The organism is Cellulosimicrobium sp. MI9406 (assembly GCF_040595865.1).
GTDB classification, from domain to species: Bacteria; Actinomycetota; Actinomycetes; order Actinomycetales; family Cellulomonadaceae; genus Cellulosimicrobium; species Cellulosimicrobium funkei.
Map to the genome: position 1 here is coordinate 23,132 of NZ_JALIZI010000002.1, position 21,833 is coordinate 44,964.

At 72.8% G+C, this 21,833-nt stretch carries 16 protein-coding genes; 6 read left to right on the top strand and 10 right to left on the bottom strand.

Features of this window, described 5'->3' with window-relative positions:
- Window positions 1–3: 3 nt before the first annotated feature.
- Entirely contained in the window at window positions 4–489 is a 486-nt protein-coding gene (locus MT994_RS03260) for an OsmC family protein (RefSeq protein ID WP_085388754.1), read from the top strand.
- A 97-nt stretch (window positions 490–586) separates the two neighbouring features.
- On the opposite strand, the gene uvrA is transcribed toward MT994_RS03260, so the two are convergent.
- Complete coding sequence (gene uvrA, locus MT994_RS03265) at window positions 587–3,583, bottom strand: excinuclease ABC subunit UvrA (RefSeq protein ID WP_354805111.1); 2,997 nt, start codon at window positions 3,581–3,583, stop codon at window positions 587–589.
- 175 nt (window positions 3,584–3,758) lie between these two features.
- Here uvrA and MT994_RS03270 point away from each other — a divergent pair, with 175 nt between their 5' ends.
- Together MT994_RS03270 and MT994_RS03275 are read left to right on the top strand one after the other, a co-directional pair.
- Complete coding sequence (locus tag MT994_RS03270) at window positions 3,759–4,466, top strand: MBL fold metallo-hydrolase (RefSeq protein WP_354805112.1); 708 nt, start codon at window positions 3,759–3,761, stop codon at window positions 4,464–4,466.
- A 121-nt stretch (window positions 4,467–4,587) separates the two neighbouring features.
- On the top strand, window positions 4,588–4,887 hold the full coding sequence (locus MT994_RS03275; RefSeq protein WP_194522722.1) for a YciI family protein: 300 nt from the start codon (window positions 4,588–4,590) through the stop codon (window positions 4,885–4,887).
- Window positions 4,888–4,900: 13 nt separating this feature from the next.
- On the opposite strand, the gene MT994_RS03280 is transcribed toward MT994_RS03275, so the two are convergent.
- From MT994_RS03280 to uvrB, 3 genes are all read right to left on the bottom strand, one after another.
- The gene (locus tag MT994_RS03280) at window positions 4,901–6,022 is read right to left on the bottom strand and encodes a TerC family protein (RefSeq protein ID WP_354805114.1); all 1,122 of its coding nucleotides are present in this window, start codon (window positions 6,020–6,022) and stop codon (window positions 4,901–4,903) included.
- 6 nt (window positions 6,023–6,028) lie between these two features.
- Window positions 6,029–7,027: a TerC family protein gene (locus MT994_RS03285; RefSeq protein ID WP_034655130.1), complete on the bottom strand. Its 999-nt coding sequence runs from the start codon at window positions 7,025–7,027 to the stop codon at window positions 6,029–6,031.
- Window positions 7,028–7,306: 279 nt separating this feature from the next.
- A complete protein-coding gene (gene uvrB, locus MT994_RS03290; RefSeq protein ID WP_031315536.1) occupies window positions 7,307–9,415 on the bottom strand; it encodes an excinuclease ABC subunit UvrB in 2,109 nt (702 codons plus the stop codon).
- Window positions 9,416–9,655: 240 nt separating this feature from the next.
- On the opposite strand from uvrB, the gene MT994_RS03295 reads away from it, so the two are divergent.
- Window positions 9,656–11,014 carry a collagen-binding domain-containing protein gene (locus MT994_RS03295; RefSeq protein ID WP_354805116.1) on the top strand — a complete coding sequence of 453 codons (1,359 nt, stop codon included), beginning with the start codon at window positions 9,656–9,658 and terminating at the stop codon, window positions 11,012–11,014.
- 55 nt (window positions 11,015–11,069) lie between these two features.
- On the opposite strand, the gene MT994_RS03300 is transcribed toward MT994_RS03295, so the two are convergent.
- The 3 genes from MT994_RS03300 to MT994_RS03310 form a co-directional block, all read right to left on the bottom strand.
- On the bottom strand, window positions 11,070–11,687 hold the full coding sequence (locus tag MT994_RS03300; protein ID WP_354805117.1) for a pyroglutamyl-peptidase I: 618 nt from the start codon (window positions 11,685–11,687) through the stop codon (window positions 11,070–11,072).
- Window positions 11,684–12,325: a dephospho-CoA kinase gene (coaE, locus tag MT994_RS03305; RefSeq protein ID WP_137280560.1), complete on the bottom strand. Its 642-nt coding sequence runs from the start codon at window positions 12,323–12,325 to the stop codon at window positions 11,684–11,686. The genes MT994_RS03300 and coaE overlap by 4 nt, the downstream gene beginning before the upstream one ends.
- Window positions 12,326–12,394: 69 nt before the next feature.
- On the bottom strand, window positions 12,395–12,928 hold the full coding sequence (locus tag MT994_RS03310; protein WP_354805118.1) for a MarR family transcriptional regulator: 534 nt from the start codon (window positions 12,926–12,928) through the stop codon (window positions 12,395–12,397).
- A gap of 154 nt (window positions 12,929–13,082) precedes the next feature.
- On the opposite strand from MT994_RS03310, the gene MT994_RS03315 reads away from it, so the two are divergent.
- Complete coding sequence (locus MT994_RS03315; RefSeq protein WP_354805119.1) at window positions 13,083–15,038, top strand: ABC transporter ATP-binding protein; 1,956 nt, start codon at window positions 13,083–13,085, stop codon at window positions 15,036–15,038.
- A gap of 200 nt (window positions 15,039–15,238) precedes the next feature.
- On the opposite strand, the gene rpsA is transcribed toward MT994_RS03315, so the two are convergent.
- Together rpsA and MT994_RS03325 are read right to left on the bottom strand one after the other, a co-directional pair.
- A complete protein-coding gene (rpsA, locus tag MT994_RS03320; RefSeq protein ID WP_021483115.1) occupies window positions 15,239–16,720 on the bottom strand; it encodes a 30S ribosomal protein S1 in 1,482 nt (493 codons plus the stop codon).
- 217 nt (window positions 16,721–16,937) lie between these two features.
- Complete coding sequence (locus MT994_RS03325; protein WP_034651013.1) at window positions 16,938–17,963, bottom strand: ATP-dependent 6-phosphofructokinase; 1,026 nt, start codon at window positions 17,961–17,963, stop codon at window positions 16,938–16,940.
- A gap of 205 nt (window positions 17,964–18,168) precedes the next feature.
- On the opposite strand from MT994_RS03325, the gene MT994_RS03330 reads away from it, so the two are divergent.
- On the top strand, window positions 18,169–19,026 hold the full coding sequence (locus tag MT994_RS03330) for a class I SAM-dependent methyltransferase (RefSeq protein ID WP_354805120.1): 858 nt from the start codon (window positions 18,169–18,171) through the stop codon (window positions 19,024–19,026).
- 10 nt (window positions 19,027–19,036) lie between these two features.
- Here the strand turns inward: MT994_RS03330 and polA are convergent, their stop codons facing one another.
- Entirely contained in the window at window positions 19,037–21,742 is a 2,706-nt protein-coding gene (polA, locus tag MT994_RS03335; protein WP_354805122.1) for a DNA polymerase I, read from the bottom strand.
- Between the last annotated feature and the right edge of the window lie 91 nt (window positions 21,743–21,833).

Below are 21,833 nucleotides of genomic sequence, written 5' to 3' on the forward strand. Positions count from 1 at the left end.
GCCATGAGCGCACAGCACGGCTACGCCGCGACGACCCGCTGGACCGGCGCGGGCGACCGCGGCACCGCGTCCTACACCGCCTACAGCCGCGACCACGAGGTGCTCCTCGACGGGAGGCCGCCGCTGCCCGGCTCCGCGGACCCGGCGTTCCGCGGCGACCCGACCCGGTACAGCCCCGAGGAGCTGTTCCTCGCGAGCCTGTCGCAGTGCCACATGCTGTGGTTCCTCCACCTCGCGGCCGCGGCGGGCGTCGTCGTGCGCGAGTACGTCGACGACGCGACCGGCACCATGCGGGTCGAGTCCGGGGGCGAGGGCCAGTTCACGGACGTCACGCTGCACCCGCGCGTGGTGGTCGACGACGGACCCGGCACGGACGAGGCGGCGCTGGCGACCCTCCACCAGCGCGCGCACGACCACTGCTTCATCGCGCGCTCGGTGAACTTCCGCGTGCTCGTCGAGCCGGCGCCAGCCCGGCGCGCCGCCGCCTGACGCCGGGCGCGGCGAGCACCCCGGCCCCGACGCGGCGAGCACCGAGCACGCCGCGCGGGCGCGGGCCTGGTCGACCCGCGCCCACGCCGTACCGTGGCTAGGCCGCGGACGCCTTCCGGCGCCCCGTCTTCGGCTTCTCGTCGGTCGCCCGGCGGGCCGCCGCAGACCGGCCCTTCGTCGACTTGCCGGCCTTCGCCGCAGGCGCCGACGCCCCGGCGGACGCCGACGGCGCGGGCCCGACGGGCACGGGGTCGTGCCCCTCGAGGATCTCCGCGAGGAAGCGGCCGGTGTGGCTCGCCTCTACGCGCGCGACCTGCTCGGGCGTCCCCTGCGCGACGACCTTGCCGCCGCCGGAGCCGCCCTCGGGGCCCATGTCGACGACCCAGTCCGCGCTCTTGATGACGTCGAGGTTGTGCTCGATGACGAGGACGCTGTTGCCCTTGTCGACCAGGGACTGGAGCACGCCGAGCAGCTTGCGGATGTCCTCGAAGTGCAGGCCCGTCGTCGGCTCGTCGAGCACGTAGATCGTGCGGCCCGTCGAGCGCTTCTGCAGCTCGCTCGCGAGCTTGACGCGCTGCGCCTCGCCGCCCGAGAGCGTCGGGGCCGGCTGCCCGAGCCGGACGTAGCCCAGCCCGACCTCGACGAGCGTCTTGAGGTGCCGCGAGATCGCGGGCACGGCCGCGAAGAACTCGGACGCCTCCTCGATCGGCATGTCGAGCACGTCCGCGACGGTCTTGCCCTTGAAGTGCACCTCGAGCGTCTCGCGGTTGTAGCGCGCGCCGTGGCACACCTCGCACGGCACGTAGACGTCCGGGAGGAAGTTCATCTCGATCTTCAGCGTGCCGTCGCCCGAGCACGCCTCGCAGCGGCCGCCCTTGACGTTGAACGAGAACCGGCCCGGCGTGTACCCGCGCACCTTGGCCTCGGTCGTCTCCGCGAACAGCTTGCGCACGTGGTCCCACACGCCGGTGTACGTCGCGGGGTTCGACCGCGGCGTGCGCCCGATCGGGCCCTGGTCCACGTGCACGACCTTGTCGAGGTGCTCGAGGCCGGTGACGCGCGTGTGGCGGCCCGCGACCTGCCGGGCCCCGTTGAGCTCGTTGGCGAGCACGGTGTAGAGGATCGAGTTCACGAGCGTGGACTTGCCGGAGCCGGAGACGCCCGTGACCGCGGTGAACGTGCCCAGCGGGAAGCTCACGTCGATGCCCGTGAGGTTGTGCTCGCGCGCGCCGACGACCTTGATCTGACGGCCCGGGTTTGTCGGGCGCCGCTGCGCCGGCAGCGGGATGCTGCGCCGCCCCGACAGGTACGCGCCCGTGACGGACTCCGGGGCCTCGAGCAGGCCCGCGTAGTCGCCCGAGTGCACGACCCGCCCCCCGTGCTCGCCCGCGCCCGGGCCGATGTCGACGACCCAGTCCGCGGTGCGGATGGTGTCCTCGTCGTGCTCGACGACGATGAGCGTGTTCCCGAGGTCGCGCAGGCGCGTGAGCGTCTCGATGAGCCGGCGGTTGTCGCGCTGGTGCAGGCCGATGCTCGGCTCGTCCAGCACGTAGAGCACGCCGACCAGGCCCGAGCCGATCTGCGTCGCGAGCCGGATGCGCTGCGCCTCGCCGCCGGAGAGCGTCGCGGCCGGTCGCTCGAGCGAGAGGTAGTCGAGGCCGACGTCGAGCAGGAACCCGAGGCGCGCGTCGATCTCCTTGAGGACCTCGGTCGCGATGGCGCGCTCGCGCGCGCCGAGCTCGAGCGAGCCGAGGAACGCCGCGGCCTCGCGCAGGGGCAGGCGGCACACGTCCCAGATGGACCTGCCGCCGACCTTGACCGCGAGCACCTCCGGCTTGAGGCGTGCCCCCTGGCACACGGGGCACGGGACCTCGCGCATGAAGGCCTCGTACTTCTCCTTCGACCAGTCGGACTCGGTCTCGGTGTGCCGGCGCTCGAGGAAGGTGATGACGCCCTCGAACCCGGTCGAGTACTGCCGCTCACGGCCCCAGCGGTTCTTGTACCGCACGTGCACCTGGTGGTTCTGGCCGTGGAGCACGGCCTTCTTCGCGCGCTCGGGCAGCGCGCGCCACGGCGTGTCCATGGAGAAGCCCAGGTCGTCCGCGAGCGCCGTGAGGACGCGCTCGAAGTACTCCGACGAGATCTGCGCCCACGGCGCGACCGCGCCCTCGCGCAGCGACTTCTCGTCGTCCGGCACCACGAGGTCCGGGTCCACCTCGAGACGGAACCCGATGCCCGTGCACTCCGGGCACGCGCCGTACGGGGCGTTGAAGGAGAACGTGCGCGGCTCGATCTCGTCGAGCGCGAGCTCGTGGTCGTTCGGGCAGGCGCGCTTCTCCGAGAAACGGCGCTCCCGGGCCGGGTCGTCCGCGTCCGCGTCGACGAGCTCGACGACGACGAGCCCGCCCGCGAGCCCGAGGGCCGTCTCGATGGAGTCCGTGAGCCGGCGCTGGACGCCCTCGCGCGCGACGAGGCGGTCGACGACCACCTCGATGTCGTGCTTGAGCTTCTTCTCGAGCGCCGGGACGTCCGTGAGGGTGCGCACCTCGCCGTCGACGCGGGCGCGGGCGAAGCCCTTGGTCTGGAGCTCCTTGAAAAGCTCGGAGTACTCGCCCTTGCGGCCGCGCACGACCGGGGCGAGGACCTGGTAGCGCGTGCCCTCGGGGAGCTCGAGGAGGCGGTCGACGATCTGCTGCGGGGTCTGCGCGGTGACGCGCTCGCCGCACACCGGGCAGTGCTGCGTCCCGGCGCGCGAGAACAGCAGGCGCAGGTAGTCGTAGACCTCGGTGATGGTGCCGACGGTCGAGCGCGGGTTGCGGTTCGTGGACTTCTGGTCGATCGAGACCGCGGGCGACAGGCCCTCGATGAAGTCGACGTCCGGCTTGTCCATCTGGCCGAGGAACTGGCGCGCGTACGCGGACAGCGACTCGACGTACCGGCGCTGGCCCTCCGCGAAGATGGTGTCGAAGGCGAGCGACGACTTGCCCGAGCCGGAGAGCCCCGTGAAGACGATGAGCTTGTCGCGCGGGAGGTCGAGGTCGACGTTGCGCAGGTTGTGCTCGCGGGCACCGGAGATGACGAGGCGATTGCTCACCGCAGCATCGTACGGCGGACCACCCACACTCGCACAGGTGTTCGACGTCACCTCCGCACGGCACCCGGCGAACGCACACGAGCGCCCCACGTCCGGGCTCTCCGCCGTGACCCGGGTCACCGCGGCCCGGGGTCGCGGCGCACCGCCCCCCGCGAGCGGACGGCACACTGGGCGCATGACGTACACCGGACAGGTCGCCGTCGGCGGCCCGCACGACCTGCGACGCCTCGACGAGGTCGAGATCCGCAAGCTCGCCGTCGGGCCGCTCGCGAACGACGTCTACCTCCTCACGTGCCGGCGCACCGGTGCCGAGCTCCTCGTCGACGCCGCCGACGCGCCCGACGACGTGCTCGGCCTCGTGCGGGCGGGCTCGCCGTCGGGACGGCTCGACGGCGTCGTCACGACGCACCGGCACGCCGACCATCTCCGGGCGCTCGCGCCGGTCGTCGCCGCGACGGGCGCGTGGTCGGCTGCCGGCGAGCCCGACGCGGACGCGGTCGCCGCGGCGTCCGGCGTACCCGTCGCCCGCCGCCTGCGGCACGGGGACGTGCTGCGGGTGGGCGCGATCGACCTCGAGGTCGTGGCGCTGCGCGGGCACACGCCGGGATCCGTCGCCCTCGCCTACCGCGAGCCGGACGACGTCGCCGAACCCGAGGCCGTGCCTGGCCGGGTGCACCTGTTCACCGGGGACTCGCTCTTCCCCGGCGGGGTCGGGAACACCGACCGCGACCCGGCGCGGTTCGCGAGCCTGCTGTCCGACGTCGTCGGGCGCGTCTTCGACCGGTTCGACGACGCCACGTGGGTCTATCCCGGTCACGGCGCCGACACGACGCTCGGTGCCGAGCGGCCGCACCTCGCCGAGTGGCGCGAGCGCGGCTGGTAGCGCAGGGCTGGTAGCGGGCGGCCGGTGGCGTGCGGCCGGTAGGTGGCGGCAGGGAGCACGGGGCGCAGCCGAGGCGCGGACCGGGCCCCGCGACGTCGGGACGGACTGGTTCACTGGCTCCATGCCGATCCACGCCGTCACCTACGTCTACGCCGACCGCAGCGCCGAGCTCGACGCCCTGCGACCCGAGCACCGCGCGTTCCTCGCCGACCTCCACACCCGAGGCACGCTGCTCGCCTCCGGTCCGCTCCCCGCCCACGACGGCGCGCCCGCCGGAGCGCTGCTCGTCCTCGACGGGGAGACGCCCGACGCCGTCGCCGCAGTCCTCGACGAGGACCCCTTCGCGCGCGCCGGGCTGGTCGCACAGCGCGCGGTCCGCCCGTGGTCGCCGGTGATCGGCGACTGGGCGGACCGCGTCTGAGCCGGGCCGCGCGCTAGCGCACGGCACCACCGCGAGGGACCCCGCCGCCCTGCGGCGGGGTCTCCCCCGCGGCGGGCGCCTCGTCGGTCACGGTCTCCGTGGCGTCCTCCGTGGACGACGCCGCAGGCCCGGGCTCCTCGCCGTCCGCCGGCTCGCTCCGTGCGTGCAGCGCGCGGGTGCGCAGCAGGCTCGCGACGGTCGTGACCGCGAGCGCCCCGACGATCACCACGAGCGAGAGCCAGATGGGGACCGTCGGCACCGCCTCGAGGTGCTCGCCCCCGTTGATGAACGGCAGCGTGTTCTCGTGCAGCGCCTCGAGGATGAGCTTGACGCCGATGAACCCGAGGATGACGGCCAGGCCGATCGGCAGGTAGACCAGCCGCTCGAGCAGACCGCCCAGCAGGAAGTAGAGCTGGCGCAGCCCCATGAGGGCGAAGACGTTCGTCGTGAAGACGATGAACGGGTCCTGCGTGAGCCCGAAGATGGCCGGGATGGAGTCGAACGCGAACAGCAGGTCGGTGCTGCCGATCGCGAGGAACACGACGACGAGCGGCGTGAACACCCGCTTGCCGTCCTCGACCGTGCGCAGCCGGCCGCCGTCGTACCGGGTGCCGAGCGGCAGGACCCGGCGCAGCGCCCGGACGGCGCGGTTCTCGTGGTACTCCTCGGGCTCGTCGCCGCCCGCCAGGAGCTTGATCGCCGTGTACACGAGGAACGCGCCGAACAGGTAGAACACCCAGACGAACTGCGAGATGATCGCCGCGCCCGCCAGGATGAACCCTCCCCGCAGGACGAGCGCGACGATGATCCCGACCATGAGGACGCGCTGCTGCTGCTCCCGCGGGACCGCGAAGCGCGCCATGATGATGACGAACACGAACAGGTTGTCCACCGAGAGGCTGTACTCGGTGAGCCACCCGGCGTAGAACTCCCCGGCCGGTGCCGCGCCCCCCACCGCTCCGACGACCGCCCCGAAGACGAGCGCGAGCGCGACGTAGAACCCGACCCACAGCGCGCTCTCGCGCATGGACGGGACGTGCGGCCGGCGCCCGACGACGAACAGGTCGACGAGGAGCAGGACGGCGAGCGCCGACAGCGACGCCCACTCGAACCAGACGGGAAGTTCGTGAACCATTGGTGGCTAGCCCTCCGAGATCTCGGCCTCGCGTCGGCGGTCGGCGCGGTCCTTGGCGAGGCTCGCGACCGTGGTGATCGTGAGCACGACGACGATGAACCCGAGGGACAGGGCGGTCGGGATCTCCGGGATGACGGTGATGTGCTCACCGCCGTTGATGAACGGCACCTCGTTCTTGTGCAGCGCGTGGATGAGCAGCTTCACGCCGATGAAGCCGAGGATCGCGGCGAGGCCGTAGGCGAGGTAGACGAGGCGGTCCAGCAGGCCGTCGATGAGGAAGTAGAGCTGGCGCAGGCCGAGCAGCGAGAACGCGTTGGCCGCGAACACGAGGTACGTCTCCTGCGTGAGGCCGAAGATCGCGGGGATCGAGTCGACGGCGAACAGCAGGTCGGCGCTGCCGATCGCGATCATCACGATGAGCATCGGGGTGATGAAGCGCTTCCCGTCGATCTTGGTCGTCATCTTGTCCTCGACGTACGTCTCCGTCGTCGGGAATAGGCGGCGGGTCAGCTTGAGCGCGCCGTTCTCGTGGAACTCCTCGTCGTGACCGGAGCCCGCCTTCACCTGCGTCCACGCGGTGTACAGCAGGAACGCGCCGAAGACGTAGAAGATCCAGCTGAAGTTCTCGATGAGCGCGGCGCCCAGGAGGATGAAGATCGTCCTCAGGACGAGCGCGATCGTGATGCCGATCAGCAGGACCTTCTGCTGGTACAGCCGCGGGACGCGGAAGCTCGTCATGATGAGCACGAAGACGAAGAGGTTGTCGACCGACAGGCTCTTCTCGGTGATGTAGCCGGCGAAGTACTCGCCGCCGTACGTCGAGCCCCAGACGGCCCAGACGATGCCTCCGAACAGCACCGCGACGGCAACGTAGCCCGCGGACCACCAGCTGGCCTCGCGCAGGCTCGGGGCGTGCGGCGTGCGCACGTGGCCGACGTAGTCGACGGCGAGCATCGCGAGGATCACGCCGATGGTGACGAGCCAGGCCCAGACGGGGACGTCCATGCAGAAACCTCCGGTACGTAGCACTGAGTACCGAAGGTCTCTTCCGCCACGCACCGCCACGCGCGCGCGTCCGAGACGCGGGCTGGTGGTTGCGGGACCGGTGACACCGGGCCGACGACTGCGCCGACCGTGATGACGACATCACCGTGTGGGAATACTCCCCCTCGCTGAGGAGCCAGCATAGGCCATCGCTCCTGCACGCGTGACAACACCACGCCACCGTGGACTGTTCCGCGGGCGCGCCCGCGGCGACGCCCGGCCGGTCCCCCCCAGGACCGGTCAGGCCGTCGCGGCGTGCATCTGGCGCAGCTCCTTCTTGAGCCCCGAGATCTCGTCGCGCAGCCGGGCCGCGAGCTCGAACTGGAGCTCGCCCGCGGCCGCGTGCATCTGGTCGCTCAGCTCCTGGATGAGCTCCGCGAGGTCGCTCGCCGCGGCGCCCGCGAGCCGGTTGCCCGACGACGCGCCCTCCTTCGGCCCGCCCGGTACCGGGGCCTTGCCCTTGGCACCCTTGCCCGGCTGGCGGTAGCCGCCGGCCAGGAGCTCGGCGGTGTCCACGTCCTCGCGCGCGAGCATGTCGGTCACGTCGGAGATGCGCTTGCGCAGCGGCGTCGGGTCGACGCCGTGCTCGGTGTTGTACGCGATCTGCTTCTCGCGGCGACGCTCGGTCTCCTCGATCGCCGCGGCCATCGCCGGCGTGATCCGGTCCGCGTACATGTGCACCTGGCCGGACACGTTGCGGGCCGCGCGGCCGATCGTCTGGATGAGCGACTTGGGCGAGCGCAGGAAGCCCTCCTTGTCGGCGTCGAGGATCGCGACGAGCGAGACCTCGGGCAGGTCGAGGCCCTCGCGCAGCAGGTTGATGCCGACGAGGACGTCGTACTCGCCGAGGCGCAGCTCGCGCAGCAGCTCGACGCGGCGCAGCGTGTCGACCTCGGAGTGGAGGTAGCGGACCCGGACGTCCTTCTCGAGCAGGTAGTCCGTGAGGTCCTCGGCCATCTTCTTGGTGAGCGTCGTGACCAGCACGCGCTCGTCACGGTCGACCCGCTCGCGGATCTCGTGCAGGAGGTCGTCGATCTGGCCGGTGGTCGGCTTGACGATCACCTCGGGGTCGACGAGGCCCGTGGGGCGGATGATCTGCTCGACCACGCCGTCCGCCATCGAGAGCTCGTAGTCGCCCGGCGTGGCCGACAGGTACACGGTCTGGCCGATGCGCTCGACGAACTCCTCCCACCGCAGCGGGCGGTTGTCCATCGCGCTCGGCAGGCGGAACCCGTGGTCCACCAGGCTGCGCTTGCGCGACATGTCCCCCTCGAACATCGCGCCGATCTGCGGCACGGTCACGTGCGACTCGTCGATGACGAGGAGGAAGTCCTCCGGGAAGTAGTCGAGCAGGGTGTTCGGGGGCGACCCCGCCTCGCGGCCGTCGATGTGCCGGGAGTAGTTCTCGATCCCGGAGCACGTGCCGATCTGGCGCATCATCTCGATGTCGTAGGTGGTGCGCATGCGCAGCCGCTGCGCCTCGAGCAGCTTGTTCTGCCGCTCGAGCTCGTCGAGCCGCTCCGTGAGCTCGGCCTCGATCGAGGAGATCGCGCGCTCCATGCGCTCCGGGCCGGCGACGTAGTGCGTCGCCGGGAAAACGTGGATGCTCGGCTCGGAGCGGATGACCTCCCCCGTGAGGGGGTGCAGCGTCTGGATGCTCTCGATCTCGTCGCCGAAGAACTCGATACGGACCGCGAGCTCCTCGTAGACCGGGATGATCTCGACCGTGTCGCCGCGCACGCGGAACGTGCCGCGCGTGAACGCCATGTCGTTGCGCGTGTACTGCATCGTGACGAACTGCCGCAGCAGGTCGTCACGCTCCACCTGCATCCCGACGTCGAGGCGCACCATCCGGTCGACGTACTCCTGCGGAGTGCCCAGGCCGTAGATGCACGACACGGACGCCACGACGACGACGTCCCGGCGCGTCAGAAGCGAGCTCGTCGCGGAGTGGCGCAGCCGCTCCACCTCGTCGTTGATGGACGAGTCCTTCTCGATGTAGGTGTCCGTCTGCGCGATGTACGCCTCGGGCTGGTAGTAGTCGTAGTACGAGACGAAGTACTCGACCGCGTTGTTCGGCAGCAGCTCGCGGAACTCCGTGGCGAGCTGCGCGGCGAGCGTCTTGTTGGGAGCCATGACGAGCGTCGGGCGCTGCAGCTCCTCGATCAGCCAGGCCGTCGTGGCGGACTTTCCCGTACCGGTGGCGCCGAGCAGCACGACGTCCTTCTCGCCCGCGCGGACGCGCTGCGAGAGGTCCGCGATGGCCGTGGGCTGGTCGCCCGACGGCTGGTACTCGGAGATGACCTCGAACGGAGCGGTGGCGCGCTGGAGATCGGTCACGGGACGCATGTGACCACGGTACGTCCAGCCACCCACATCGTTCGCGGGAGCGCTCGACGGGCTGCGCACCGTATACACCCGAGTTCACCCGCGCGCAATTTGGAAGGCGTGGTGCCGAACCCCTAGGGTTCCCTCGACCTGCCCGCTCCCCGACGCCCGTGGAGCTCCGGTGACCGGCCGGCCACGGGCGTGGAGGCCTGCACGCAGCTCTCGTCAGCACCGTCAACGACCCCTCGACCTGGAGCCCTCATGCACCTGCACCCCGCGCGCCCCCGCGGAATCCCCCTGATCGCCCTCACCACCCTGGTCCTGTCCGCCGGCTTCGTCGCGCCCGCGAGCGCGACGCCCGTCGTCGACGCCGACGACGTCTGCTCCGCGGACGCCACGACCCGCCCCGTCGGCGTGTACGAGCTCACCGCGGTGGAGGACGCGGGCGTCGGCATCTGGGCGGGCGGCGGGCTCACCGTCGCGACCGCGACCGAGCTCGAGGGCCGCGTCGTGGTCGGCAAGGACGCCGACCTCACGGGGGCCGGCTCCCTCAACGTCGGGACCGCGGGCGGCGGCGGGTCCGCGATCACCCCCGCGGGCGGGACCGACATGCTCGTCGTCGGCGGTGACCTCGCCACCGCGCGGAACACGCAGGTCGGGTTCCACGCGTCGCGCGGCGGCAACGTCGTGGTGGGCGGCGCGATCACCGGCTCGGCGCCGAGCACCGAGAGCGCGAACGCGCTCGGCACGCACGGGTCCGTGCGCCAGGGCGTCGGCCGGGACGCGGCGCTCGCGCCCTACGACGAGCTCCCCGCGCTCGTCGCCGGCATCGCCGCCGACGCCACCGACGGCGCCGAGCAGGTCGCCCCCGAGAACGGCGTCCTGACCGTCGAGGCGGGCGCGCGGTACGCGCTCACGGCAGAGGGTGCCGCATCGCTCCGCGAGCTGCACGTCACGGGCACCGGGCCGGTGCTGCTCAGCGTCAGCGGGTCCACGGTGCGCATCCCGTCCCTCGCGTACGTCGCGTACGACGGCGTGCGCCTCTACCAGGCGACGCAGTACCTGTCGTCCCACTTCCTCTGGGCATTCCCGGACGCGACGCAGGTCGCGCTCGGCACGAACGACCAGTTCCCCGGCACGATCGTCGTCCCGCGCGCCGACGCGACGCTCACGGTGTCCACGTCGACGAACGGGCGCGTCCTCGCGAACGGCGCGGTCGCGTACACCGGAGGGGCCGGCATCGAGCACCACAACTACCCGTTCGCGGGCCCGTGCGAGCTGGTCCCGGTCGCCGCGGAGCCGGAGCCGAAGCCGGAGCAGACTCCCGAGACTCCGACCCCGGGTGGCACCGAGACGACGACGCCTTCGACGACCACCCAGACGCCCGGCGCCGAGGTGTCCGGCGAGCCCGCCGCGAAGAGCACGCCCGCTCCGGAGGCGACGCCCGTGGCGAGCACGGACCCGATGCCGTCGGCGCCCCCCAGCAGCGAGCCGACGCCGGGGGGCGGGCTGGCCTCGACCGGTTCCTCGGTCGTCGTGCTCGCCGTGGTGGCGGCGCTCCTGCTCGCCGGGGGCGCGGCCCTGCTCGTGGTCGTCGCCCGTCGCCGCGCGGCGGGCTGACGGTCCGCGGCGCCCGGGGGCCGGCAGGGCGACCTGCCTGCCCCCGGGCGCCCGCTCAGCTCTCGGTGCCCGCGGCGACCCGCGGCTCGGGGGCGCCGAGGAGCGCCTGCCGCACGACGGCCGCGACGGCGGTCACCTGGCCCTCGACGGGCACCGCGCCGGCGTCGGGCACGTGCACGAAGCCCGCACGGCGGCCCGGCACGGAGCCCCAGTGGTGCATGAGGGCGTAGAACACGTCGTTGCACACGTAGGTGCCGGCCGTCCCGGAGACCTCCACGGGGACGCCGGCCTCCCGGACGGCGACGAGCGACGCCTTGAGCGGGAGCGTGGACCAGTGCCCGACGGGCGCCCCCGGCACGACGGGCACGTCGACCGGCTGCGCCCCGGCGTTGTCGGGGATCCGGGCGTCGCGCACGTTGACGGCCACGCGCTCGAGGCGCACGCGCCCGGCGCCGCCCGCGAGCCCCAGCGCCACGACGACCTCCGGGTCGTGCTCCCGGACGACGGCGTCGAGCGCGGGCCACGCCCCGGCGAACGTCACGGGGAGCCGGACGGCGACGACGCGGTCCCCCACGAGCTCCTCGGCGCGCTCCGCGAGGAGCTGGGCGGTCTCCCACGAGGGGTTCGTCGCGTCGCCGCCGAAGGGCTCGAAGCCGCTCACCACGACCGTCACGCCTCGCGCTCCTCGAGCTCCGCGAGCGCCTCCGCGTCGACCTCCGCGCGCACGCGCGCCCAGAGCGCGTCGACCTGCGCGCGCAGCGCGCCGGGCTCGCCCGAGCCGTCGAGGGTGACGTCCGCGGCCGCGAGGCGCGCCGCGTCGTCGGCCTGCGCGGCGAGCCGCGCGCGCGCCTCGTCCTCGCTCAGCCCCCGCGACGTCACGAGGCGGTCCACCCGGACGTCCTCGGGCGTGTGCACGACCACGACGCAGTGGAACCGCGCCGGGTCGCCCGTTTCGACGAGGAGCGGGATGTCGTGCACGACGACGGCCCGCGGGTCGGCCGCACCGGCCGCGGCCTCGCGCTCGGCGGCGAGCCGGCGCACCTCGGGGTGGACGATCGCGTTGAGCCGCTCGCGCGCGACGTCGTCCCCGAACACCACGCGTCCGAGCGCGGGCCGGTCGAGCGCGCCGTCCTCCCCGAGCACCCCGGGGCCGAAGGCCTCGACGACCTCGTCGAGGCCGACGGTGCCGGGCGCGACGGCGTCGCGCGCGAGGGCGTCGTAGTCGACGACCACCGCGCCCAGCTCGGCGAAGCGGGCGAGCGCGACGGACTTCCCCGCCGCTATTCCTCCGGTCAGGCCGATGCGAAACATGCGTCCCATCCTGCCAGTCGGCGCACCGCCCCGCGTCGGGGCGCGGGGCGCCCCTCGACCAGCCGGCGCTCAGCGGGAGGAGATCGCCCCCGGGGAGCCCTCGGCCGCTTCGCCGTCGTCGGGCCGCTCGCCCGCGACCGCGCGCAGCAGCCGGAGCAGCTCGGCGCGCTCGCGCGCGTCCAGGCGGGCCAGCAGGGTGCCCGCGCTCGACGACCTCTCCGCCCCGACCTGCTCGACGACCTCGCGCCCGCGCGGCGTCAGCTCGACGAGCGTGGCGCGACGGTCCTGCGGGTCGGGAGTGCGGCGCACGAGACCGGCCTGCTCGGCGTCGTCGACCTTCGAGGTGACCGAGCGCGGCGCGACGTCGAGCGCCGACGCCACCGCGCCGAGCCGGCACGGGCCGTCGCAGCGGGAGAGGAAGCGCAGCATCCGGAACTGGCCGGGCGTCGTGCCCGCGGGCTCGAGCCGCTCGCTCGCCTCGCGGCGCACGCTGCGCAGCGCGGCGTGCAGGAGCGCGAGGAACTCCCCCGCCTCGTCGGCGGAGGTGGCTCGGCCACCCGGGGCTGCGCCCGGCGTGGCAGGCTGGCTCGCGTCGGTCGTCACGAGGCCGAGCGTACCGGGACCGGGCCCACTTGTGGTATCGGCTCATTGTGAGTTAAACTCACTATCGTTGTCGCGCGAGCGATCCTCGGACCGCGCCCGCCGGACGGCCACCGCCGCCGCGGACGACGCGCCCCTCCCCCACCCAGGAGGCCCCATGTCCTTCCCCTCATCCCTCCCCGGCGCCGGCGGCGGGCGCGGCATGCGCTCGTTCCGCCAGGACGCCTCCGTCACCTCCCGACGGCTGCACCGCGGCACGATCCGCCGGGTGCTCACGTTCGCCCGGCCCTACCGGCGCCAGCTCGCCGCGTTCCTCGTGCTCATCTCCGTCGACGCCGCCGCCGGTGCCGTCACCCCGCTCCTCTTCCAGCGCATCATCGACGACGGCATCACCGCCGGCGACGTCGGCCTCGTCGTCGCGCTCTCGGCGGTCGCCGCCGGCCTCGCCGTGCTCTCCGGCGCGCTCGGCGTCGCGCAGCGCTGGTTCTCCTCCCGCATCGGCGAGGGGCTCATCGTCGACCTGCGCACCGCGGTCTTCGACCACGTCCAGCGCATGCCGCTCGCCTTCTTCAGCCGGACGCGCACCGGTGCGCTCGTCCAGCGCCTCAACGGCGACGTCCTCGGCGCCCAGCAGGCGTTCACGTCGACCCTGTCGAACGTGTTCTCCAACCTGCTCACCGTCGTGTTCGTGCTCGCCGCGATGCTCTCGATGTCGTGGCAGCTCACGCTCCTCGCGCTCACCCTCCTGCCCGCGTTCGTCCTGCCCGCCCGCTGGGTCGGCAAGCGCCTCGCCGCGATCACGCGGGAGAGCTACGAGCTCAACGCCGAGGCGGCGCAGACGATGAACGAGCGCTTCAACGTGGCGGGCGCCCACCTCGTCAAGGTGTTCGGCGACCCGGACCGCGAGTCATCGCGGTTCGCCGCTCAGGCGCGCCGGGTCCGCGACATCGGGGTCCGCCAGGCCATGTACGGGACAGTGTTCCGCGTCGGGCTCACGGTCGTCGCGTCCGTCGCCGTCGCGATCGTCTACGGCCTCGGTGGCGTCATGGCCATCTCGGGCTCGCTGACCGTCGGCACGGTCGTCGCGCTCACCGCCTACCTGGGCCGTCTCTACGGCCCGCTGACGGCGATGTCGAACGTCCAGGTCGACGTCATGACGGCCCTCGTCAGCTTTGAGCGCGTGCTCGAGGTGCTCGACCTCGAGCCCACCGTCACGGACGCCCCCGACGCCGACGACCTCGCCGCGGACGTCGCGCGCGAGGGCGCGAGCCTCGAGCTCGACGGCGTGACCTTCCGCTACCCGAGCGCGGCCGAGGTCTCCCTCGCGTCGCTCGAGTCCGTGGCCGTCGAGGGCACCGACCCGACCACCGACACGCTCCACGACGTCTCGTTCTCCGTGCCCGCGGGCGCGATGGTCGCGCTCGTCGGGTCGTCCGGCGCGGGCAAGACCACCGTGTCGCAGCTCGTGACGCGCATGTACGACCCGAGCGCCGGCCACGTCCGGATCGCCGGTCGCGACCTGCGCGACGTCACGCAGGAGAGCCTGCACGACGCCGTCGGCGTGGTCACGCAGGAGGCGCACCTGTTCCACGACTCGATCGCGGAGAACCTGCGGTACGCCAAGCCGGAGGCGACCGACGCCGAGCTCGAGTCCGCGCTGCGGCGCGCGCACGTGTGGGACGTCGTGGCTGCCCTGCCGTCCGGCATGGACACCGTCGTGGGCGACCGCGGCTACCGGATGTCCGGCGGCGAGCGGCAGCGCCTCGCGATCGCCCGGGTGTTCCTCAAGGCCCCTCAGCTCGTCGTCCTCGACGAGGCGACGGCGCACCTCGACTCGGACTCCGAGGCGGCGGTCCAGGCCGCGCTCGCCGAGGCGCTGCGCGGGCGGACGTCGCTCGTCATCGCGCACCGGCTCTCCACCGTCCGCGAGGCCGACCTCATCGTCGTGCTCGACGCCGGCCGGGTCGTCGAGACGGGCACGCACACCGAGCTCCTGGCACGTGGCGGGCGCTACGCCACGCTCTACCGGACGCAGTTCGCCGACTCGCCCGCGTCGTCGGGCACCGACCTGGCCGCTGCCACTGCCCCCGAGCCGGCGCCCGCGACCGCCTGACGGCCCGACCGCCGAGCAGGCCGCCCCGGGCCGTCGACCAGGCGGTCCCGGCTCGTCCGCGGCCGCTGACGGACCAGGACCACCTGGTCGGCGCCGTGAGTGCCCCGGCACGTGCCGGACATGGCGAAGGCCCGCCACCCCCAGGGGTGGCGGGCCTTCGTCTGCTCAGCGTGGCGTCCCGCGCGGGTCCGCCGGCCGGGTCAGTTGCCCGTGAGCTTCTCGCGGAGCGCGGCGAGCGCCTCGTCCGACGCGAGCGTGCCCGTCGCCTCGGCGGCCGGGGCCGACGAGTAGGACGTGCTGGAGGACGACGAGCTCGAAGAGCTCGTGGTCTCGCCCGACGCGGCGTCGTAGTCGGCCTTGACCGCCTCGGCGACCTGCTTGCGGTGCGCCTCCCAGCGCTCGTGCGCCTTGGCGTACTCCGCCTCCCACGCCTCGCGCTGCGCCTCGAAGCCCTCGAGCCACTCGTTGGTCTCCGGGTCGAAGCCCTCGGGGTACTTGTAGTTCCCCTGCTCGTCGTACTCGGCGGCCATGCCGTAGAGCGCGGGGTCGAAGTCGTCCGACTCCGGGTCCACGCCCTCGTTGGCCTGCTTGAGCGACAGCGAGATGCGGCGGCGCTCGAGGTCGATGTCGATGACCTTGACGAAGACCTCGTCACCGACGTTGACAACCTGCTCCGGCAGCTCGACGTGGCGCACGGCCAGCTCCGAGATGTGCACGAGACCCTCGATGCCGTCCTCGACGCGCACGAACGCACCGAACGGGACGAGCTTGGTGACCTTGCCCGGGACGACCTGACCGATCGCGTGGGTCCGGGCGAACGTCTGCCACGGGTCCTCCTGCGTCGCCTTCAGCGACAGCGAGACGCGCTCGCGGTCGAAGTCGACGTCCAGGACCTCGACCGTGACCTCCTGGCCGACCTCGACGACCTCGGACGGGTGGTCGATGTGCTTCCAGGACAGCTCGGAGACGTGCACGAGGCCGTCGACGCCGCCGAGGTCCACGAACGCACCGAAGTTGACGATCGAGGAGACGACACCGGGGCGCACCTGGCCCTTCTGCAGGGTCTGCAGGAAGGTGGAGCGGACCTCGGACTGCGTCTGCTCGAGCCAGGCACGGCGCGAGAGGACGACGTTGTTGCGGTTCTTGTCGAGCTCGATGATCTTCGCCTCGATCTCCTTGCCGACGTACGGCTGGAGGTCGCGGACGCGACGCATCTCCACCAGGGAGGCCGGGAGGAAGCCACGGAGGCCGATGTCGAGGATGAGACCACCCTTGACGACCTCGATGACGGTGCCGGTGACGACGCCGTCCTCCTCCTTGATCTTCTCGATCGTGCCCCAGGCGCGCTCGTACTGGGCGCGCTTCTTGGACAGGATCAGACGGCCTTCCTTGTCCTCCTTCTGGAGGACGAGGGCCTCGACCGCGTCGCCGACGTTGACGACCTCACCGGGGTCCACGTCGTGCTTGATGGACAGCTCGCGGGAGGGGATGACGCCCTCGGTCTTGTAGCCGATGTCGAGGAGGACCTCGTCGCGGTCCACCTTGACGATCGTGCCTTCGACGATGTCGCCGTCGTTGAAGTACTTGATGGTCGCGTCAACGGCGGCGAGGAAGTCCTCCTCGGTGCCGATGTCGTTGACGGCAACCTGGGGTGCGGACTTCGCGGGGGTAGAGATGGTCATTGAGTTCGATGCTCCGATGCGGACAGGTGTAGTCGAGCGGGTAGGGTTTTCGGCGCGTCTCCCGCCGACGCCCCCGGACGCTCCGGCGTCGTGGTCGACGTCGTGGCTCGGGATGAAGGCAGGCGCAGCGCACCGCCGTCCACCTTATCCGGGTGTCACCCCGGCGGTCAACGCGTCTCGCGCGCCCCGCCGGGGCGTCCCGACTACCGGATCCGCGTCACGCGAGCACGCGGGCGACCCGCAGCAGCTCCTCCGGGACCCGCTTCGGCCGGCCCGCGACCTCCGCGAGCGGCACGAGCTCGACCCGCTCGCCCCGCAGCGCCGTCATGACGCCCGACGTCCCCGCGCTCACGGCGTCCACGGCCGCGACGCCGAAGCGGCTGCCGAGGATCCGGTCGGTCGGCGTGGGCTCGCCCCCGCGCTGCACGTGCCCGAGCACCGTGAGCCGGGTGTCGAACCCGGTGCGCTCCGCGATCTCGGCGCTCACGCGCTCCCCGATCGAGCCGGCGACGATCTCGCCGAACCGACCGAGCTGCTGCGTGAACTCCATCGACGACCCCTCGCGCGGCACGGCGCCCTCGGCCACGACGACGATCGAGAAGTTCGCGTGCGCGCGGTGCCGGTGGCGGAGGAACTTCACGACCTGGTCGATGTCGAACGGCTGCTCCGGCGCGAGCACGACCTCGGCGCCGCCGGCGATGCCCGCGTTGACCGCGATCCAGCCGGCGTGGCGGCCCATGACCTCGACCACCATGACGCGGTTGTGGCTCTCCGCAGTCGTGTGCACGCGGTCGAGCGCCTCCGTCGCGATGTTCACGGCGGTGTGGAACCCGATCGACAGGTCCGTCCCCTCGACGTCGTTGTCGATCGTCTTGGGGATGGCGACGATCTTCACGCCCGCCTCCGCGACACGGCTCGCCGCGTGCAGCGTGCCGTCGCCGCCGATGCAGATCAGCGCGTCGAGGTGCTCGGCCTCGACCGTCGCGAGCACGGCGTCCATGCTGCCGTCCTCCTCGCGCGGGTGGAACCGCGCCGTGCCGAGCAGCGTGCCGCCCACGGGCAGGACGTTCCGGATGTCCTGGCGGCCGAGCGGGTGGACGTCGCCGTCGACGACGCCGCGCCAGCCGTTGCGGAAGCCGATGATGGTGTGCCCGTACTCCCCCGTCCCCTGCTTGACCACGGCCCGGATCGCCGCGTTCAGCCCGGGGCAGTCGCCCCCGCCGGTGAGAAGTCCGATGCGCACCTGTTCCTCCGTCTCGTCGTCGCGTCGCGCGGCCTCGCGCGCATGCCGGGCGTCGACGGAGGTGCCGACCTCCGCGGCACCGCGTCGCCCTCAACCCTAGCCACCCCTGCGCGACGGGTCACCGCCCGTCCCGGTCCGCGGGCACGCCGACGACCAAGGTCCCGACCGGACGGGCCGTGCGGCGGAGACCGGGAGAATGGGAGGCATGAGCGTGCCCTCCTCGCCCGAGCCGCCCGTCGTCGCGCCCTCCGGCGCGGCCCCCGGTCCGACCGCCGACGCCGGCTACCGCGACGTGCCCGCGACCGAGGGCGGCCGCGCCGGCCGCGGGTGGTGGGACGCCAACGCGCAGGAGTACCTCCACGAGCACGGGGCCTTCCTCGGCGCGGCGGACTTCTGCTGGTGCCCGGAGGGCCTGCGCGAGCGGGACGCGCGTCTGCTCGGCGACGTCGCGGGACGCCGGGTGCTCGAGGTCGGCGCGGGCGCGGCGCAGTGCTCGCGCTGGCTCGTGACGCAGGGGGCGGAGGTCGTCGCGACGGACGTGTCCGGCGGCATGCTCGCCGCCGGGGCGGCGCTGGACCGGGCGACGGGCGTGCGCGTCCCGGCCGTCCAGGCCGACGCGCGCCGGCTCCCGTTCGCCGACGCCACGTTCGACGTCGCGTTCACCTCGTTCGGTGCGATCCCGTTCGTGCCCGACGCGGCGGCCGTCCACCGCGAGGTCGCACGCGTGCTGCGGCCCGGCGGCACGTGGACGTTCTCGGTCACGCACCCGACCCGGTGGGCGTTCCCCGACGACCCGAGCGACCACGGGCTGACCGCGAACCGGTCCTACTTCGACCGCCGGCCCTACGTCGAGACCGACGCCGCCGGCCGTGTCGTCTACGCCGAGTACCACCGCACCCTGGGCGACCACGTGCGCGAGGTGGTCGCCGCCGGGCTGGAGCTGCGCGACGTCGTCGAGCCCGAGTGGCCCGCCGACAACACCGAGGTGTGGGGCGGCTGGGGACCGGTGCGCGGCGCCTACCTGCCCGGGACGGCGATCTTCCGCACGCGCCTCCCGGGCTGACGCGCCCGGGTCAGTGACCCGCCTCGTGCCACGTGGCACCGACGCCGACCGAGACGTCGAGCGGCACGTCGAGGTCCGCCGCCGCACCCATCTGCGTGCGCAGCACCTCCTCGACGGCGTCGCGCTCGCCCGGGGCCACCTCGACCACGAGCTCGTCGTGCACCTGGAGGAGCAGCCGTGAGCGCAGCCCGCGCTCGTCGATCGCGCGCTGCACGTTGAGCATCGCGACCTTGATGATGTCGGCCGCGCTGCCCTGGATCGGCGCGTTGAGGGCCATGCGCTCCGCCATCTGGCGGCGCTGCCGGTTGTCGCTCGTGAGGTCGGGCAGGTACCGGCGGCGCCCGAGGATGGTCGCCGTGTAGCCCGTGGCCCGCGCCTCGTCGACGACGCCCGTGAGGTAGTCGCGCACGCCGCCGAAGCGCTCGAAGTAGTCGTCCATGAGCTTCTGGGCCTCGCCCACCTCGATGGTGAGCTGCTGCGAGAGCCCGAACGCCGACAGCCCGTACGCGAGGCCGTACGACATCGCCTTGATCTTCGAGCGCATCGCGGGCGTGACCTCGGCCGCCGGGACCTCGAACACGCGCGACCCGACGTAGGAGTGCAGGTCCTCCCCGGACCGGAACGCCTCGATGAGGCCCTCGTCACCCGAGAGGTGCGCCATGATGCGCATCTCGATCTGGCTGTAGTCGGCCGTCATGAGCGTCTCGTAGCCCTCACCGACGACGAACGCGCGCCGGATGCGTCGGCCCGCCTCGGTGCGGATCGGGATGTTCTGGAGGTTCGGGTCGGTCGAGCTGAGCCGGCCCGTCGCCGCGATCGTCTGCTGGAACGTCGTGTGGATGCGGCCGTCGTCGGCGACGGACTTCAGCAGCCCCTCGACCGTCTGGCGCAGCCGCGACGCGTCGCGGTGGGCGAGCAGGTGCTCGAGGAACGGGTGCTGCGTCTTGACGAAGAGGTCCGCGAGCGCCGACGCGTCGGTCGTGTAGCCCGTCTTGATCTTCTTCGTCTTGGGCATCCCGAGCTGGTCGAACAGCACCTCCTGGAGCTGCTTCGGGGAGCCCAGGTTCACCTCGCGCCCAATGACGGCGTACGCCTCCGACGCGGCTGTCGCGACGAGGTCGCCGAAGTGCTGCTCGAGCTCGCGCAGGTACGTGACGTCCGCCGAGATGCCGCGCTGCTCCATGCGCGCGAGCACCTGGGACAGCGGCAGCTCGAGGTCGGCGAGGAGCGTCGTGGCCCCCCGGTCCTCGAGCTCGCCCGCGAGGACCTCGCCGAGCTGGGCGACGGCGAGCGCGCGCACCGCGTCGCGCCCCTGCTCGCCGCTGCCGTCGAGCGAGAGGTCGAGCGCGCCCTGCGCGTCGTTGCCCGCCTCCGTGTCCGGGCGGAGCTCGCGGTGCAGGTGCCGCACGACGAGGTCGCCCAGGTCGTAGCCCCGCTGGTCGGGGTGGCACAGGTACGCGGCGAGCTCGGTGTCGAACGTGACGCCCGCGAGGTCGTAGCCGCGCGCCGCGAGCTCATGCCAGGCCGACTTCGCGCCGTGCACGACCTTGGGTCGCTCCGGGTCGGCGAGCCACGCGGCGAGCGCCTCGTCGTCGGCACCCGCGACGTCGGCGAGCTCGAGCGCGACGGCCGCCCCGGCGTCGTCGGACACCGCGAGGCCCCACGCGTCCCCGCCGCCCGGCACGGCCTTGCCGGCCACCTCGACGCCCAGCGGGCGCGTACCGTGCTCGGCCAGCCAGGCGCCCAGGCCGCCCGGCAGGACGTCGGCGAGCGCGACGTCGAACCCCGCCTCCGCCTCGACCTCGCCCTCGGGGGCGATCGCGAAGAGCCGGTCGCGCAGGGCGCGGAACTCGAGGGCGTCGAGGACCCGGTGGGCGGCCTCGCGGTCCCAGGGACGGGTCGCGAGGTCGTCGGGGCCGACGGGCAGCTCGAGGTCGCGCAGGAGCGCGTTGAGCTGCCGGTTGAGGCGGACCTGGTCGAGGTGCGCCCGCAGGTTCTCCCCCGCCTTGCCCTTGATCTCGTCCGCGTGGTCCAGCAGGCCGTCGAGGTCGCCGTACGCCGTGATCCACTTGGCGGCCGTCTTGGGGCCGACGCCGGGGATGCCCGGCAGGTTGTCGGACGTCTCGCCGACGAGGGCGGCGAGGTCCGGGTAGCGCTCGGGCGGCACGCCGTACTTCTCGACAACGGCGGCGCTGTCCATGCGCGCGAGCTCCGAGACGCCCTTCTTCGGGTAGAGCACCGTGACGTCCGGGCCGACGAGCTGGAACGAGTCCCGGTCCCCCGAGCAGACGAGCACCTCCATGCCTGCCGCGGCGCCCTGCGTCGCGAGGGTCGCGAAGATGTCGTCGGCCTCGTAGCCCTCGCGCTCGAGCGTCGGGATGTGCAGCGTCTCCAGGATCTCCTTGATGAGCGGCACCTGGCCGCGGAACGGCTCGGGGGTCGACTCCCGCGTGCCCTTGTAGCTGGGCAGGATCTCGGTGCGGAAGGACTGTCGCCCGGCGTCGAACGCGACGGCGACGTGCGTGGGCTCCTCGTCCCGCAGGAGGTTGATGAGCATCGAGGTGAACCCGTAGACCGCGTTCGTGTGCTGCCCCGTGGTCGTCGAGAAGTTCTCCGCCGGGAGCGCGAAGAACGCGCGGTAGGCCATGGAGTGTCCGTCGATGAGCAGGAGGCGAGGTCGCGCGGAGGTCGTCACGGGTGCCAACCTATCGCCCATGACCCACACGCACGGTTCCGACCAGAACGCCGCCCCGACCGGGACGCCGACCCCCGTCACCCCGTCGACACCCGACGCCCCGCGCCACGCC

Bases quoted from the DNA above. Each gene is read 5' to 3' on its own strand.
- MT994_RS03275 (WP_194522722.1), top strand. From the start codon at position 4,588: ATGCCGATCCACGCCGTCACCTACGTCTACGCCGACCGCAGCGCCGAG.
- MT994_RS03330 (WP_354805120.1), top strand. From the start codon at position 18,169: ATGAGCGTGCCCTCCTCGCCCGAGCCGCCCGTCGTCGCGCCCTCCGGC.
- MT994_RS03315 (WP_354805119.1), top strand. From the start codon at position 13,083: ATGTCCTTCCCCTCATCCCTCCCCGGCGCCGGCGGCGGGCGCGGCATG.
- MT994_RS03280 (WP_354805114.1), bottom strand. From the start codon at position 6,022: ATGGTTCACGAACTTCCCGTCTGGTTCGAGTGGGCGTCGCTGTCGGCG.
- rpsA (WP_021483115.1), bottom strand. From the start codon at position 16,720: ATGACCATCTCTACCCCCGCGAAGTCCGCACCCCAGGTTGCCGTCAAC.
- MT994_RS03295 (WP_354805116.1), top strand. From the start codon at position 9,656: ATGCACCTGCACCCCGCGCGCCCCCGCGGAATCCCCCTGATCGCCCTC.
- MT994_RS03285 (WP_034655130.1), bottom strand. From the start codon at position 7,027: ATGGACGTCCCCGTCTGGGCCTGGCTCGTCACCATCGGCGTGATCCTC.
- coaE (WP_137280560.1), bottom strand. From the start codon at position 12,325: ATGTTTCGCATCGGCCTGACCGGAGGAATAGCGGCGGGGAAGTCCGTC.
- polA (WP_354805122.1), bottom strand. From the start codon at position 21,742: ATGGGCGATAGGTTGGCACCCGTGACGACCTCCGCGCGACCTCGCCTC.
- MT994_RS03270 (WP_354805112.1), top strand. From the start codon at position 3,759: ATGACGTACACCGGACAGGTCGCCGTCGGCGGCCCGCACGACCTGCGA.
- MT994_RS03260 (WP_085388754.1), top strand. From the start codon at position 4: ATGAGCGCACAGCACGGCTACGCCGCGACGACCCGCTGGACCGGCGCG.
- uvrB (WP_031315536.1), bottom strand. From the start codon at position 9,415: ATGCGTCCCGTGACCGATCTCCAGCGCGCCACCGCTCCGTTCGAGGTC.